Annotated in this window: 13 protein-coding genes; 4 read left to right on the forward strand and 9 right to left on the reverse strand. The window is 40.7% G+C overall.

What is annotated here, in order from left to right:
• Positions 1-55: 55 nt before the first annotated feature.
• The 5 genes from AC1MCB_RS03280 to AC1MCB_RS03300 form a co-directional block, all read right to left on the reverse strand.
• On the reverse strand, positions 56-1,309 hold the full coding sequence (locus AC1MCB_RS03280) for an MFS transporter (protein ID WP_479967320.1): 1,254 nt from the start codon (positions 1,307-1,309) through the stop codon (positions 56-58).
• Between the two features lie 163 nt (positions 1,310-1,472).
• Positions 1,473-4,595 (reverse strand): efflux RND transporter permease subunit, encoded by a 3,123-nt coding sequence (locus AC1MCB_RS03285; protein WP_479967321.1) that lies wholly within the window; start codon positions 4,593-4,595, stop codon positions 1,473-1,475.
• A gap of 10 nt (positions 4,596-4,605) precedes the next feature.
• The gene (locus tag AC1MCB_RS03290) at positions 4,606-5,691 is read right to left on the reverse strand and encodes an efflux RND transporter periplasmic adaptor subunit (RefSeq protein WP_479967322.1); all 1,086 of its coding nucleotides are present in this window, start codon (positions 5,689-5,691) and stop codon (positions 4,606-4,608) included.
• Positions 5,692-5,698: 7 nt separating this feature from the next.
• Positions 5,699-7,021 carry a TolC family protein gene (locus AC1MCB_RS03295; RefSeq protein ID WP_479967323.1) on the reverse strand — a complete coding sequence of 441 codons (1,323 nt, stop codon included), beginning with the start codon at positions 7,019-7,021 and terminating at the stop codon, positions 5,699-5,701.
• A gap of 39 nt (positions 7,022-7,060) precedes the next feature.
• Entirely contained in the window at positions 7,061-7,681 is a 621-nt protein-coding gene (locus tag AC1MCB_RS03300) for a TetR/AcrR family transcriptional regulator (protein ID WP_479967324.1), read from the reverse strand.
• A 543-nt stretch (positions 7,682-8,224) separates the two neighbouring features.
• Here AC1MCB_RS03300 and AC1MCB_RS03305 point away from each other — a divergent pair.
• A complete protein-coding gene (locus AC1MCB_RS03305; protein ID WP_479967325.1) occupies positions 8,225-8,857 on the forward strand; it encodes a DUF6266 family protein in 633 nt (210 codons plus the stop codon).
• Between the two features lie 114 nt (positions 8,858-8,971).
• On the opposite strand, the gene AC1MCB_RS03310 is transcribed toward AC1MCB_RS03305, so the two are convergent.
• From AC1MCB_RS03310 to AC1MCB_RS03325, 4 genes are all read right to left on the reverse strand, one after another.
• Entirely contained in the window at positions 8,972-10,063 is a 1,092-nt protein-coding gene (locus tag AC1MCB_RS03310; protein ID WP_479967326.1) for a VIT1/CCC1 transporter family protein, read from the reverse strand.
• A 405-nt stretch (positions 10,064-10,468) separates the two neighbouring features.
• The gene (locus AC1MCB_RS03315; RefSeq protein ID WP_479967327.1) at positions 10,469-10,954 is read right to left on the reverse strand and encodes a DUF2231 domain-containing protein; all 486 of its coding nucleotides are present in this window, start codon (positions 10,952-10,954) and stop codon (positions 10,469-10,471) included.
• 433 nt (positions 10,955-11,387) lie between these two features.
• On the reverse strand, positions 11,388-11,696 hold the full coding sequence (locus tag AC1MCB_RS03320) for a BON domain-containing protein (RefSeq protein WP_479967328.1): 309 nt from the start codon (positions 11,694-11,696) through the stop codon (positions 11,388-11,390).
• A complete protein-coding gene (locus tag AC1MCB_RS03325; RefSeq protein ID WP_479967329.1) occupies positions 11,689-12,063 on the reverse strand; it encodes a BON domain-containing protein in 375 nt (124 codons plus the stop codon). The genes AC1MCB_RS03320 and AC1MCB_RS03325 overlap by 8 nt, the downstream gene beginning before the upstream one ends.
• Before the next feature lie 836 nt (positions 12,064-12,899).
• On the opposite strand from AC1MCB_RS03325, the gene cfa reads away from it, so the two are divergent.
• The 3 genes from cfa (at position 12,900) to AC1MCB_RS03340 (ending at position 16,957) form a co-directional block, all read left to right on the forward strand.
• Positions 12,900-14,015 carry a cyclopropane fatty acyl phospholipid synthase gene (cfa, locus tag AC1MCB_RS03330; protein ID WP_479967330.1) on the forward strand — a complete coding sequence of 372 codons (1,116 nt, stop codon included), beginning with the start codon at positions 12,900-12,902 and terminating at the stop codon, positions 14,013-14,015.
• A 258-nt stretch (positions 14,016-14,273) separates the two neighbouring features.
• Entirely contained in the window at positions 14,274-15,290 is a 1,017-nt protein-coding gene (locus tag AC1MCB_RS03335) for a zinc-dependent alcohol dehydrogenase family protein (protein WP_479967331.1), read from the forward strand.
• A gap of 347 nt (positions 15,291-15,637) precedes the next feature.
• The gene (locus AC1MCB_RS03340) at positions 15,638-16,957 is read left to right on the forward strand and encodes an erythromycin esterase family protein (RefSeq protein WP_479967332.1); all 1,320 of its coding nucleotides are present in this window, start codon (positions 15,638-15,640) and stop codon (positions 16,955-16,957) included.
• Positions 16,958-17,118: the final 161 nt, after the last annotated feature.

The following is a 17,118-nucleotide window of genomic DNA, read 5'->3' on the forward strand; positions in this document are numbered from 1 at the left end:
AATTTCACTAAATCCGGAAGAACTTTTTTGGCTCAAACTATAGAGTGAAAACCCATTAGCCGACTAGTGTTGAAGGATAGTTTTTACCAAGGTTGCAATTTGATTTCTTGACACTACAACGCATCCTTATTTGGATGATCACTGCTGATAGAACAGTTAAGAACCCGATGCTTCCAACAGCATAGTTCAGACCAAGGGAATCTGCGAGGATTCCGGAAAGTATCGCGCCAAATGCATAGCCTGAATCACGCCATAGTCGGAAGATCCCAATGCTTTCGGCCCTTTGAGAGGGGTTTGTATCATCGGCAATGCTCGCCAGAAAGGCAGGGTAAACCACAGCCGTACCCAGTCCGAGGAAAACGGAGATGGAAATAAAATGAAGCGTTGAATTAGCATAGACCAATGCAACTATAGCAATGCCCTGTAGCAGCATGCCCCAGAACAATAATTTCTTTTTACAGATCATATCTGACAGTTTGCCTGTAAATAATTGCCCCAACCCCCACACAGCCGGATAAACAAATACAATAGTTCCAATCTGCGCAAGGCTGTAACCCCTGGCAGCCAGTAGTATGGGTAGTAAGCCCCAGATCATACCATCATTCAGATTATTGATCAGTCCGGCTTGAGTAACCGAAGAAAGATTAGGGTGACGGAAAGTAGTATCTAAAAAGATGTTCTTCAAAGGCTTTTGAGCCGAGCTCTTGCTTTCAGCATGAACAAAATGACGGGTGTCTTGTACAAGGAAAATACTGGCTAAAAGGCCAAATACCGATAGGAAGATCCCGATCATGAAAGGGTAGGGCCTTAAACCGTAAGTGCTGGCAATATAACCGCTTAATAGTGCAACCAGTGCCACAGCAAGGTATCCCGCAAATTCATTAAGCCCCATCGCAAAACCACGCTCTTTTTCTCCAACCAGGTCAATCTTCATTACTACCGTTGACGACCATGTTAAGCCCTGGTTGATGCCCAGCAGAACGTTAGCCAGGATTATCCAGTTCCAGCTGTCGGCGTACATCAGCAGGAGTGGAACGGGCAGCGCGAAAATCCATCCAATTATCAACAGGTTTTTTCGGCCAATCTTGTTTGCCAGTGTTCCGGCGAAGTAGTTGGCGATCGCTTTGGTAAAACCGAAAACAATAATGAAAGACAGGATAGCAGATTTTGCAACCATCGCAAATTCCTGCGTTGCCAGCTGCGGTAGAATGGTTCGCTCCAATCCGATCATGCCTCCCACAAAGGCATTCACTATAACCAGCAGGGTGAACTGCTTCCAGTTTTCTTTTAGTCCTAATTTAGCTGCCATGCGATTCTAACGGTGCGTACCTGTGATCAAACAAAGGTCTTACAAAACATAAAGGTTTGTGGTGACTTATGTTACAATAAATTGTTTAATTCAATGGCTAAAGAACAGGGCTCAGCTATTGTACCGGTAAGCGAGTAAAAAACGAAGGATAGTGTATGTGCGATTAGGTTATAGCTGTTCTTTTCATTTGAAGGGTGGTTTTACGATTTAGTTTTTCTTTCGCAGTATCAACCAGATAGTAGACCACCGGCACTAAAAACACGGTTAAGATTAATGAGGAAAGAAGGCCGCCAATAATGACCCAGGCAAGCCCATTTTTCCATTCGGCTGCTGTTCCTGTTGCCAGGGCAATAGGTAACATTCCAAAAACCATGGCAAGGGTAGTCATCAAAATGGGTCGCATGCGCTCTTTACCTGCAAGTATTAATGCTTCTTTAAAATCCTTTCCTTCTGCTTTTAGCTGGTTCGTAAAATCCACTATCAGAATAGCATTTTTTGCCACCAAGCCCATTAACATGATCATGCCGAGTAAAGCAAATAAACTGATATTACTTAACGATAAATTCAATGCTAAAAATGCGCCGATAGCAGCAACAGGAATAGAAAATAAAACGACAAGAGGATAAACAAAACTGTCGTAAAGGGCTACCATGATGAGGTATATGAGTAAAAAGGAAATAAGTAACACAGATCCTAATGCTCCAAAGCTATCATTCTGTCTTTTAATGTCACTCCCCCAGGTCATTTCTATCCCCTTTGGCAGAGGATTCTCTTTCACCAATGCTATTACATCGTCTGCAACAGTTCCGGAGGGTCTCCCCAATGCGTCAGCAGTTAGTGTAATAGCGGGCTGGCGATCTTTTCGTTCCAATAATGCGGGAGAATTGTCTTGTTCGACCCTGGCAAATTGTGAGACCTCAACGGGTAAACCCACAGGATTAATTATGGAAAGCTTCTGGACATCTTCGAAATTTTTGCGGTTAAAGTCATCAATACGAATTCTTACAGGATATTCAGTGCCATTTTGTGTGAGTGTTGCATCGTCATTTCCGGTAAAGGCTGTTCTCAGATTCAGGCCAACATAAGCCGTTGTTAGTCCCAGCCGTTGCATTTTATCTTTATCGGGAACTATTTTGTACTCGGGACTTCCTTCTTCAACCGACAGGCGCACATTGTCCGCGCCGGGAATGTTTTCCACCATTTCTTTTAAAGCCGTTCCGCTTTGCATAACCAGGTCCAGGTTACTTCCGCTTAAAGTTATTTCGATGGGTGCTGATTTTGGAATTAAACCTAGGGCAGCCATCGAATAGTTTATTCCAGGAAATTTACTTCTCAATTGTTCTCTGAGGCTTTTCATAAACTCTTCGGTGGGAAGGTTATTCAACTCCTTTTTGGATTTTAATTGAATGGTGAATTCTGTTTTGTTGGCTGAACCGACACCCAAACTTCCAATACCCGTGCTTGGCCCACCAATATTACTAAAAACCGTTGCCACTGAGGGCTGCTGGATAATATAGGCTTCGATCTTTTGAACAACTGAATTATTCTGTTGAATGGACGTTGATTTATCAAATTCTAAAGACATCCGAAATTTCCCCTGGTCGCCCGTCGAGATAAGTTCTTTACCAATTATGCCTTGTTTCATCATCGCCAGAGTCATTATAAAAAGCAATAACACGATACCTGAGAAAATAAGCTTGTGGTTCAAAACCCATTCTAATTGTCGGCCATACCAATTGATGAACGTTTCTAATTGATATTCGAACCACAGCAGAAATCTATTGAAACGATTTGTCGGTTGTAAATCTTCTTTTTTGCCAATGCGTGACGCCATCCATGGGGTTAACGTAAAACCAACCAACAAACTGGTAAGGGTAGAAGTAATTACAACCACCGAAAATTGCTTGAGCATATCGGCAACAAATACTTGTAGAAAAAGAATAGGCAGAAATACCACTATATCAACCAAAGTGATGGATAGTGCTGAAAAGCCAATCTCCATCCGTCCATCCAGAGAAGCGGTCCACTTTTCCTTTCCCTTATCTAAATGGCGTTGGATATTTTCTAAAACCACCGTTGCATCATCAACTAAAATCCCGATAATTAAAGACATAGCAAGTAATGTCATCAGGTTGAGCGTGTAGCCCAAAAGCCACATGACCGCAAATGCTGTAATTAATGAAGTTGGAATGGCTACCAGTACAATGAGCGAGTTTCTCAAACTTCTTAAAAAAAGAAGCATAACTAAGGATACCAGTATGACTGCCAGAACCAAATCAAAAACAACGGAATTGACAGCTGCAAGTGTGTTGTCGGTACTGTCGTCGGCAATAACAAAATTTACACCCGAATCTGCATTTTGTTGTTCAATTGATTGGAACTTTGCACGAACCAGTTTTGATACCTCCACCGCATTAGCGTCACCTTGTTTTTTCAATAATAAGCCAATTCCATTTTTCCCATTATAGCGATTGATCGAGGTGGTTTCTTTTATTCCATCAACCACCTTTGCTACATCTTTTACATATACCGGACTGCCCTGAATAGGCATTGCGACCTGAACCTTTTTAATATCTTCTAAGCTGGTGAACTTTCCTGTTAATCGAACTGAGTTACTCTCCTGGTCAGTTTGAACCTTCCCCGCAGGTAAGTCCAGCCCGGATCGATTAATCGATTCGACTACCTGGTTCAACGAAATCCGATACAATTTCAGTTGGTCCTGATTTACTTTTACCTGTATTTCTCTTTCTTCACCGCCTAAAAGTGTGATTTCTGCGACGCCTTTAATTTGTTGGATTTGTGGCAAATAATCATCTTTCATTCTTTGGTAAAACTCGGTCTCAGGCAAACTGCTGGCCGCACTGATTGACATGATCGGCAGATCGTTTGGCGAAACTTTACTCATCACAGGACTTAAGATATCCTCAGGCAGATCCTTCCGGATATTGTCAATGTAGCGTTGAGCATCCTGCATCGTTTTATCCAAATCTGATCCGTATTTCAAATTAGCAATGATGATAGAGGCATTCGGCAATGACTTTGTTACCAAATAATCAACACCTTCCAGGTTGGATAGGGCATCTTCTATTTTACGGGAAACAGAGGTTTCTACTTCATTGGGTTCAGCGCCCGGATAAACTGTTTTAATCACCACAACAGGCTGATTAAAATCAGGCATGAGTTCGTAACTTAAATTTTTATACCCGATAACTCCCAACAGAGTTAATACGCTGAAAAACACAATGATCAGCGACGGACGTTTGATTGATAGTTCTGTAATATTCATTTTCGCCGATTTATTTATCAATTACATTCGCACCGTCAAAAAGATTAATCAAACCATTTGTTATAAGGACCTCCCCGGCTTTCAAGCCGCCCGACACAACTGCCTTATTTTCTATTTTTCTTGAAATGGTAATATCTTGCAGCATTGCCTTTCCTTGCTTTACAAGATAAACCTGCGGTTTATCAGCACTGCCAACGATTGCGGTCGACGAAATAATAATTTCCTTTGTTTGTGTGTTATTTTCTGACCCAGTTGGCTTAGTATATACCTTGCCGAACATCCCTGATTTTATTCTCCAACCGGCTGTATTATTTACCGAAAACTGAACCGGAAAACTACTCCCGATATTTGCTTTGCTACCTACCATTATCGCTTTCCCCATTAATGAAACTTCAGCATAAGCATCTGTTGTAATCGGGTAGCTTTTGTTTAGCTGGAACTGGCTTAAGTCATTTTCAGAAACGTTTACCGTAAATCTCAAACTTTTAATGTCCGTTAATTGAATTAAAGGAACTCCCGGGGCGGCGTAAGCGCCTTCCTCGCTTAGTTTTGACGTAACTACACCATTAAAAGGGGCTCTGATTATTGATTTATTAATTTGTTCAAGCAATGTTGCCTTTTGTACTTTTGCTGATTTTAATCCCAGCTCTGCCTTCTCCAGCTGGATACCTTGTATGGCATCGGCTTTAGCTAAAATCGTATATCGGTGTACATCCGCTTTCAAACCTTCAAGCTGCACCTCAACACCTTGTAATTGCAGTCTCAGTAGTGAATTATCCAACAATACCATCGACTGACCTTCACTTACAACACTTCCTGCGTCAACTAATATCCTATTTATCTTCCCTTGTGTTTCTGCACTTATCCGGGTTTCCTTATTAGGTTCAAACGTACCCGAATAAGAAAACCCGGCGTTTACACTTTCAGGTTGCAGCGTGTCAGTCTGCACCTTGATGGCCTGATCTTTCTTATATTGATAGGCCTTACCGGCGGTGATTTCTTTGTTGCTTTTCAACTTAATCACAACAAAAGCAATTAATACTAATGGGATGATAAAGTATAGTGCCTTTCTAAATACGGAGGTTGTTCTTTTCATTGTCGTGCTATTTAGATGTTGAAATATTCCCGGTTGCTTTTTTAAGTTCTAAATCCGCTTTCAGATAGTCAATTACAGCCGATAAATAGGTTTGTTGTGCTTCACGTAAAGCAGTATCAGTAAGCAGAACCTCCGTTAAATTGGCTGTTCCCAGTTTTTGCTGAAGTATTGTTTGATAGTATATAGCCTGAGCCAGTTGAATCTGTTCAAGAGTGGTTTCAATTGATTTTTTAGCAACCGTTTTTAGCAGCTTTGAATTTGCTATCTGCATATTCGTCTGCTCGGTGATTAAACCCAATTGGAGTTCACTATTTTGAAGTTCTAATTGTTTCTGTGAGATTTTACGCTTCGTCGTTCCGTTAAACAGGGGGTAGGTTAATTGAATACCAGCAAATCCAATGGGATAGAATTTTAAAAAATTATTCGGTTTCTTATCGTATCCAAAACCGGCAGATCCATAGATGCCAAACAAAGAAAGTGAGGGTAATTTCGACTCTTTTATAGTGGTTAATTCACTCGCCAGCAAACGGTATTGGGTTTTGACAATCTGAATATCTGATACGGATGAATATGCGTAATCATCTATATCCTGGTATTGAATATTGGGTTCGATTTTCAGGTTTCTTTCAATAGGAAGGCCTATTGCAAACTTTAAGGCATTTAATACCTGGTTGTATTTACTGCTTAAAACCGCCTTTTGTGTAGTAGTCTGCGATAGCTGCAATTTCACCTTGCTTACATCTGTTCCCTTAGCCAGAAGGTGTTCTTTTAATAGTTCTGTATTTTGTAAAAGTTTGCGGGTATTCGCCAGGTTGCTGTCAATAAAAGCTAACTGATGATGCAATATTTGTGCATTATAATAGAGGTTTGAGATTTCAAAATAAATCTGTTCCTCAGTTTTGAGGTATTGTAAACCAGATAGTTCTGATGCAATTTTAGTTGTTTGAATAGCTCCGTACAGTTGCGGATTATATAAGGGCATAGCCAGTTGCAGGTTTGCATTGATATTGTGCGGAACACCGAATTGAGCTTCTTTGAATTGTCCGTCTGCACCACCAAAAATAGATAAGGGCATTTGTTGATAGGGCAGGTTCGTATAATAGCGATAGTCAGCATTCGCTGTCACCTTTGGCAGTAAGTTTCCCCGGGCTTCTTTTTGTTTTTGTTCACCAATAGCAATGATGTTTCTGCTCGTTCGCAGATTTTTATTATGAACATGCGCGGTGTCAATACATTGGTTCAGTGTCAGAACTTGAGCCATGGATGACTGTATTCCGACTACCAACAGTAACAGGATTATCCCAAGTGTGTGAATGCTTACTAACTTCATTGATCAAATTTTTTTAGCTGGTTCTCACTTCGTGATCACTTATTTTTCTATCATATTTAAAAGGCCATTTAACACGATGCTTCCATCTTTGACCAAATTCGATTTATGTCCAGATAGTTTCCATTTTAATACGGTCATACGCATGCTGCCCAGTATAATGGTGGAAATAATAGCCGGGCCTATCAATTCGCGGTAAATACCCTGGTTCTGACCCCTTTTTACAATAACACTAATATGAGTTTGCATAAGTTCCATCATCGCAGAAACCTTATCACTCAGGTCTTTATTAAATTGAAAAATTCCTTCCGAGAAAATAACGCTGACAATGGCAGGTTTTTTCAAAAAAGTGTTCAATTGAGAATCAAATATTTCCTTTAACTGCTCTGTTGGCGTATTATCCTCTCGAGAGACTATGGCTCCGATACGCTCTTTCATTTCACTGATAAAATAGCCCAGAAGTCCGAGCATAATATCATTTTTGCTTTTAAAATGTCGGTATAATGCAGCCTCCGATAATCCTAAATCGGCAGCCAGATTCTTTATGGTCAATTCTTGTATGCCATATTGATCTATCCGCAAAGTAGCGGCTTCCATTATTTCTATTTGCCTGACTGTAAAATCATTGTTTATCATCTCAACATTCCCTCCACAGCGACTCATTTTTAATGTAAGTAAGTGTTCGCTTACAAAGATAGTTTTCTTTCTTTGCTTATGGAAATTTTTTCGAGGCTACTTATCAGTTAACATGGAAAAATAAGTTACATCCTGCCGGGGGCTGCTGTCTGAGCCAAGTCTGAAAATTTGTGTTTTCCATTCCTTGACTAACGGTATTTTGATCATCAGAACCTGTTTCTTTGGATCCGGGAAAAATACAACTAAGCTTGACTTAATTATGCCATGCTTTGCAACTTTTGACGGGTGTCAAAGCGTGATACTGTGTATTTCAAAGTCCGCAGTATTTATCCACTTAATCTCATAAATTTCTTCTCTGGGGCCTCGAACCCTATGTTCAAGAGCCCTCGTTTGCCGTATCTGATACGACGCTTACTATGTGCTTACTATATACTTACTATGTGCTTACTATATCATCACTATATCGGGAAGCTGTGATCACATGGTGAGTATCCTGTAAGCTTCTAGTTATCAAATTTTTTAGTACATTGTAAACTTTATTAATTCAAACAATAGTAGGTTTAATTAAATATGGCAAAAGCAGATGATGGGATTTTGGGAAAGTTTCGCGGAAAAATAGGGACCGTAGTAGGAGTTTCAAGTGGCGGCGACTTCTATATGAGGTCGTTGCCGCGAAAAAGAACAAAGACCGGTCCGAAGGAATTGATTAACCGGGCGAAGTTTAAGGCAGTGATCGATCACCTGGAGCCTTTGAAGGACCTGGTAAGAGCGGGTTTTAAAGATCATTATACGAAAACGGGCGGCTACAGGGCAGCGTTCGCATATAATCGAAAGAATGCAATATCGGCCAATGAGACTGGGTTTTATGTATCTCCTGTACAATTCCGGTTTAGCGGTGGCAGTTTGCCCGGAGGGGTTAACCCATCGGCAAGCCTCTCCAACAATATGGTGGAAATAATTTGGGATACTGCATCAATAGCCGAGAGCAGCCCCTCTGACCAGATGATGATTTTGCTGTATAACGTTGCTGGCTCAAAGACCGTTACGAGGATCTTTGACGGTCCTTTTCGGGTTGCGGGAAGCTACACTATAGCCATCCCTGCGTCTATGCAAGGTGGTGACGCGGAGGTATATATCGCATTTGTGTCGGCCGACAGGTCGGCCCAGTCGTATAGCCAATATCTAGGGAAATTTGAGCTTTAAATGGCTGATTATAAATCCCGAATTTTTACCTTCAGTTGTGAATGCAGCTGGACGGATAAAAGTGGAACTAGCATTTGGTGTAGGACTGTAGATTTGCGTTTTAATCTACTCTTTCTAAGTCAATGAAACTCCAATGATTTTACCAATGCCAAATGTCACAGCTGCAGCAGCTAAACCAAAGAATACCTGCCTGAAGCCGGAAAACCAAACGCTTTTTCCAGTAAAGAGGGTTATGGCCGATCCAATCAAAAACAAGCCCACGGCACTGAAGGCTACGCTAATCAATATGGCTTGCATGCCGCTGGTAAACATAAAAGGGAGCACCGGAATAACAGCGCCCAGCGCAAACAGGATGAAGGAATAAACCGCCGCTTCGATGGCTGACCCTTTTAATTCTTCGGGATTTATTCCTAACTCCTCACGAACCAATAATTCGTGGGCCATCGATGTATCCTTCATTTCAGCTGCCATATCATGGGCCTGGCCTTCAGGAATTCCCTTAGCTATATAGATTAAAGCTATTTCTTTCATTTCGCCTTCAGGGTTAGTTTCCAGTTCCTCCATTTCGATTTGCATTTGATTCTCATATAGCTCTTGCGAGCTCTTTACAGAGATCCATTCACCTAAAGCCATGGACAATGCCCCGGCCAATAAACCGGCAACACCAGCCAGTAAAACGCCTTCCTGTCCGGATGTAGCACCGGCAATTCCCATTACCAGGCTGAAATTGGATACCAGTCCGTCATTTCCACCCAGAACGGCTGCCCTGATTGCATTGCCGCCTACCGACCTGTGCCTCGACTCAAACTTTGAAAGCTGAATGCCCGTTACCTTTTCTTCTTTTTCAAGGATAGATCTCAATATCTTAACATGGGTAGTCTCAGTTCCGCTGATCTTCATTTTGTTCTTTTGCTTGGCGCTGATCACCGCATTGGAAATACTTTTTTCGGTATCCATTAAAACGCCAAGAACATAATCATAGCCAAAAGTCCTACCGATGAGGTTAAGAGTTTTTGCCCTCCATGAGGGCCTTTTTAAATCTTCTAAACTTAGGTTCTCTTTTGCCGCAAAAGCCTCTGCATGACTTCGTTCAATGTCGCTCATTTGCCTGAAGACGCTGGCAATCGTATCGTCTTCTTCATGTTCCGCTAGTTTTTGGTATAAATAGCTGGCGTCTATTTCTGTTTGGATGGCCTTGTTTTTCATTAAATGCGGTTTGTCGATATAAATATTGGCAGGTTAATTTCGTCAAGATAATCCAATAGTACTTTAGCACCAGAAAGCCTGCACAGTTAGCCAGGCTTTATTGTTGTGGAATGGACTAGTAAACTTTGTTTTATTCTATTAGCTTAAAAGCAAGTTGTCGAAGTTTATGAATAAAATACCAGACCCTAAAGTTCAACGTAAAGCCAGATGATTTAAATATGGCAATTGCGCCTTAAAACATCAATTAAAGAGGTGGAAAATCACTTAGAGAAATAATTGGTAAGGCGGATTAGTAGTCTTTGCAACCCGCCTCGCTGTGCTAAAATGATATTTAAGTTACCAACATTTTAAGCCGACTCCAGAGAAAGGAAGCCGCCTTGTGCATGTGTATCTCCTTACATTTTACTATTCTTCACTTTCGCTATCCCCGCCAATTCCCTGGGCAGTAGGGGTAGCATTTATCTCGGTGTGCCTGATTTGCCCGCCTAAGTAACCTGTTCTGGCCACAAGGCCAAACGCGATGAGTGAAATAATAAAAGCAACCTGTGCCACCAGGGTGGTAAACGAGGATTTCCGCAGACTTAAAAAAAGTCCGGCTAGCGATACCACACCCAACACTATTAAAGCAATTAAAGCAAATAGCGCGAAATCTTCATGTTGATCTACCATTTCTTTCCCGATTCCCTGAATATTTTCAACCGTTTCTTCGGCGGCTTCTCCTGTTAAGTAAGAAATACCGGCTCCAACAGTGGAAATGATCATGACTATGTAAGCTGCCGCCATGGTGTGGGTGCTTTTCGTCCATAAGCCATAGCCTAAAACTATCGCACCTAATATCGAACCGAAAATAGGAAGGTGGGTGATTAAGAGATGTATATGGGTCTGATCCATAGCTTTTTTTTATAAATCTCCTCAACATGCGGTTATTAAAAAATGATCATTATCATTTAAAAAGATGATTCTTAATAAAAACGTAATTACCACTTAAGGGGGAATAGATTGTAGGACGAAGAATGAAATTTATATCTTTTATGTGTGGAGTTACGGTAACAGATACGGGCACGCCTAACGAATGACTTCAACAAAGTCAAATTAAGAACGCCTGGACATGACCGGTTTCTATCGGTAATACAAACTCACTTAAAACAGGCTAAGATCGGTCTTAACAAGAGCGCTTTATCCTCTTCCTTTTCGGCTGTTTATGCATTGATCTAAATTTTAAGTGCTGTCAGATAAGAAACTAAGCTATGGAAGGCGGCTCCACTGGTTGATTAAGCCTGCTTTCGTCCAAATATGAACGTCTTTTGAGAATTGTTTACGACCATTAATAATCTTCGAACGCGTATTTCGGAGCTTCAATTTCTAATTTACTTTCAACACGGAATACTCCCGGTGCGGCCCAGGCAGCTTTTTCTGCGTCTTCCTTTTCTGAAAATGACCGCACCTTCCCAAGCAATGTAACTTTACCTCCTGTAACTTCAATGCTTATTTTTTCACTATCGATGGTCGCGCTCCGGTGAAAGGCTGAGTTTATTTTTTTCTTAATATCAGCAGTGTCAACCCGAGGTTTAACTGTAAGCAAGTTAACTACGGAACGTACACCGGTTAAATTTTCAATACTTGTCTCAACCATGTTGCTGATAATCCCATTCTAGTTCACCTTCAAGTCTGACAATTCCATTTTCAACTTTAATTTTAACCTTTTCATCCTGAATTGCTGAATTCCATTTTAAAGCATTAACAAGGGCTTCTGCGATTTCGGAATCGGTCTTCCGATAACTCGGAGAAATACCTACTTGAATATCCTCTGCAACGGCTTTTACACCACGAACTCTCTTCACCGCTCGTTCTGCCGACATTTTTTTTGCATAATTATCTACTATGCCGGAAAGCGTCGCTACTCCGTTCTTAACAGCTACGCCAATTTCTGACGCTTTCAGACTAGGTTCCCAAAGAAGTTCCTCCATCACCTCTTTTTGAATTTGATGATCCGTTTTCATGATTGATTTTTTAGTTTATACTGCAGTTTTTTAGTGTAGTGTTTTTCTTCAACAGGGGGAAAGGATAACAGCAAGAGCATCATTTTTTAAGAAGCGCCCGTTTGGCGACGCTTTAGACGGAGCTCAGTAAACAACAGGTTTGGCTCAAATGCATCTGTGGTTCGCTCATTCCACAAATTTTATTCAATAAAATAAATGGCAGCGTTTCTTTATGTATTCAGCCAAACCCCTCTTAATTTCAACTCTAAATGTCTTTACAATGAAACATTTTGACGGTCTCAGCAACAGTATTATGTCAAACTTTCATATAATATAAATGTAACTTGAGTCATTCAATCAGCTAATGACCTCTGTCAGGGGACCTTTTGATTATAGTCAATGGCAATATTTACCTTGTGCTTTTTAGGTCAAGACTAGTAAAGTTTAAAGTAGAATTATTTAACAAATTGATTGAGAGAGTTCAAATCTTTTCCAACTCTAAGTGGAGCGTCAGCTATTTTTAATGTGGTCAAAACCTGGTTTCGACAATCCCACACTTTAATGTTCTGCTGATATTAGTCATGGCTGATATTGATAATAGTCACTCATCTTCTACTTATGAACATCTATCTTCAAATGCAAGAATAGTTTGATTTTAAAACTCGTAAATTTTTTAGAGAGTTGGGGCCCAAAATCGTGCATTCCAAGTTCCAAGAGGGAGAAGATCACCTCCCTTATAAAAAGCATAATGAGCTATAATGGGTCCACGAAATGAGACGAAGAGTTTAGATATTTCAAAACCTGATCTGTTGAACTTATTCCGACGTTAAGGTTTCACTGTTTTATTCGGTACCTCAATGAAGGCCTATCAATCTCTTGTTGAAAAATTGATTCTTCCGGCAGGAATACAAACTAATAATGGTTATGCGGCAGATCTGACTATTCATGATAGCCGTTTCTATAAACGAGTGCTGCGCGATGGATCACTAGGTTTTGGCGAAACGTACATGGAAGGATGGTGGGATAGTCCTTTTCTCGACAATGTCCTTTATAAACTCTTACGTGCTAATCTGGAAAAACGGGTCAAAAATAATTTGCAGATTGCCTTAAGAACTTTCCAGTCAAAGCTATTCAACCAACAATCTATTGCAAGAGCTGTTGAGGTCTCAAAGAAGCATTATGACTTTGGCAATGAATTTTTTGAGTGCATCCTTGATAAATACATGTTGTATTCATGCGCATACTGGGAAAACGCCGTCACGCTTGACGAAGCACAGGAAAATAAACTGGAACTAATTTGTAAAAAATTGATGCTAACCCCGGGACAAAGTGTTTTGGATATCGGATGTGGCTGGGGTGGGTTCGCCCGTTATGCCGCAGAACGATACAAGGTTAAGGTAACGGGAATTACTAATTCTGCAGAACAAGCTCGCTTTGCTCAAAAAACTAACGCAGGCTTACCTGTAACCATAAAGCTACAAGACTACAGGGAACTCTACGGAAATTTTGACCGGATTGTTTCAATAGGCATGTTTGAACATGTTGGGTTAAAGAACTACGCAAATTTTATGAAAGTTGCTCATCGTTGTTTAAGTAGCAATGGAATATTTTTACTGCACTGTATTGGAGGTAATGAAAGCGCTGTAAAAACTGATGATTGGATTGACCGGTATATTTTCCCTAATGGGATGATGCCATCTATTAAGCAAATCGGTGCATCAATAGAAACGCGGTTCGTTATGAAGGACTGGCACAATTTCGGCCTTCATTATGACCGGACGCTTATGGAATGGTTAAGAAATTTACGAACATTTCGAACCAGCCTGTGCAAAAAATATGGTGAAAGGTTTTATCGAATGTGGGAATATTATTTAAGCCTTAGCGCCGCATCATTTCGGGCTGGTAAAAATCAATTATGGCAAATTATACTGACACATGAGGACTATTACGGAGAATACCAGTCTATCAGGTAAAAAGACATTTTGAATATTGTACGGAGCACAGGGAATCAAATTTTATATTTTTGCTTCTTGCGGATCCTGGCGTCGCTATTAAAAATCGAAGATTTAAAAAGGTGATCAAAGCGCTAAATCCTAATAATGGATTTCAGGTTGAGCCAGTTGAATATCGGATGGCAAATTTCGTTTCACATCCTATGAAAATAATTCTAACATGGCATCCTTGCTGTTTAGAATACGACTCTTTAAAAGATTTTAATTCAGGTACTAATAATGTACAACGAATTGCACGCTAAGACTATGCAAGCGATGGTGCTTGAAGCACCCGGAACTCTATTGAAGTATAAGATGGTTCCAAGGCCGAAACCTACTCTTCAACAAGTGCTGATCCGGGTAATTGCCTGCGGTATCTGCCGTACAGATCTGCATATTATAGATGGTGATCTGAAATACCCAAAACTTCCACTGGTATTAGGGCATGAAATTATAGGCAAAGTAATACAGACTGGCGAAAATGTAAAAAAATTAAAGAAAGGAGATATCGTTGGCATACCATGGCTGGGTTATACTTGCGGTACATGTAAATATTGTCGAAAAAAACAGGAGAATCTGTGTGAACACGCGCTGTTCACCGGCTATACTGTAAATGGCGGATTCGCTGAATATTGTACTGCTTATGAAGCGTATAGCTTCAAGATACCTTCTCTTTACAACAATCCGGGGGGAGCGCCACTAATGTGTGCCGGTTTAATCGGTTATAGGTGTTATGCCATTATTAACGCCGAAGCTCAAAATATAGGCATTTATGGATTTGGGGCAGCGGCGCATATTCTTACTCAGGTGGCAATTTTTGAAGGAAAAAAAATCTATGCTTTTACCCGGAAGGGTGATCGGGAAAGTCAGGAATTTGCCTTAAAGTTAGGAGCAGTATGGGCTGGCGATTCAGCACAACTTCCGCCCTTAAAGTTGGATGCAGCTATTATTTTTGCTCCAATTGGCGATCTAATTCCAAAAGCTTTGTCGGCCACTGATAAGGGTGCAACCACCATTTGTGGAGGAATACATATGAGCGATATTCCGTCATTCTCATATGACCTCTTATGGGGAGAAAGAAGCATCCGCTCTGTAGCGAACCTCACCCGTAAAGATGCAAATACATTTCTTAGATTAGCCCGCAAAGTTGCTTTGAAGCCTGAAGTTCATTTATTTGAATTACATGAGGCTAACGAAGCAATATCCCAGATGAGGTCGGGGAATATTCACGGTACTGCTGTATTACAGATGAAATAATAATGTGTTCGCAATACGTTTCTTTTTGTCTGTCAAAACAGTTCCTTGCACCGTGTAGTTGACTGAAGGGGATTATTAGAGGCAGGCATACACAGTATGCATGCCTCCGATGAGGGCCCCGAGGCCAGTTGAGTAGCTTGAAATACAACTCAATAATGTATGTAATTTTTGAAAGAGCAAGAATTAACCATGCACTACATAATTGCTGTTGTAAAAGCTATTATGTCTTCTTCTGTTTCAACTATAATATAGATCATGTTTAAAACTTATAGAAAAACCATCTGTTATTTAGGAAAGTTCAGTTTAGGTGTGGCGGGTTATACTTTTGATTATTAGATAGGTTATGTATGGAAGCAAGTCACCATATAAATTCGCAGCTATTCGCAACGGTTGAGGATAAGCACAACGCCATTCATTTAAGCAGTTCAAAATCGTTGGATCCTCTCTTGGAACGGATTGGTGAAGCACACCACGTTTTATTGGGTGAAGCTTCGCATGGCACACATGAATATTATACGTGGCGTACCGCGATTTCAAAGCAACTTATTCAAGAGAAAGGTTTTAATTTCATTGCGGTGGAGGGTGACTGGCCGGATTCCTATAAAATAAACCGTTACATCAAGGGGTACGATTATCAAAATAGAAGGCCTGATGAACTGCTGCATACCTTCGACCGGTGGCCAACCTGGATGTGGGCTAACTGGGAAATTGCAGCGTTAATTACCTGGCTGAAAGAGTACAACCGAAGTCTTCCAACTGATAAAAAAGTTGGGTTCTATGGTCTGGATGTATATAGTCTATGGGAATCTCTGGAAACATTGGTTGATTATCTGGCTCAGACCGATCCAGCTGCTGCCCGTCTGGCAGAAAAGGCAATGAATTGTTTTGAACCTTTTGGGGAGGACGGACAAAAATATGCATTTCGTCGTAATTTTCTGCCGCAATCATGCGAACAACCTGTAATTGATTTGTTGAAAGAGGTTAGAAAAAAGACTATTGTCTATGATCATGATCCTGAAGCGGCTTTAAATGTAGAGCAAAACGCTCATATCGCAGTTAATGCCGAAGAATACTATCGTAGTATGATCGGATTCAATAACAATTCCTGGAATCTGCGGGATATTCATATGGTTGAAACATTGAACCGACTTCTTAAATTCCACGGCCCAAACGCGAAAGCCATTGTATGGGAGCACAATAGCCATATTGGTGACGCGAGGTATACCGATATGAAGAAAGCGAACATGATTAATGTGGGGCAACTTGTGCGTGAGCAATATGGGGAGCAGGATGTTGTTTTGATAGGTTTCGGCTCATACGGTGGAACTGTGGTTGCTGGCGAAAAGTGGAGCGGACCAATGAAAATAATGGAAGTTCCTGCTGCACGCGGAGGAAGCATAGAAGATGTTTTGCATCAGGCGTCGGCCGAAAATAAACTTCTAATCTTTGACCGGAAAAATAAAAAAGATGAGTTTAATTACGCCATACCTCATCGGGCTATTGGTGTAATCTATAATCCCGAAGATGAGTACGGTAATTATGTGCCTTCGATCTTCAATGCCAGGTATGACGCATTTATTTACCTCGACGTATCGAATGCGCTTCATCCTTTACATTTGCACCCGGATGGTCATAAAACCCCAGAAACTTATCCATTTAATTTCTGAATTCGACTTCATTCATTCTTATACCGTTACCAGGTGGGCATGTGAATTTAATTTTGCTTCTGAATATATACAATCTCATTACTGCAAAGAGTGATGGCAGTAAATTGATCACTATTGAAATAGAAATGAAACTTAACATGAAGCGCTGTATAAATGAAACC

Source organism: Daejeonella sp. AP26 (genome assembly GCF_056680515.1).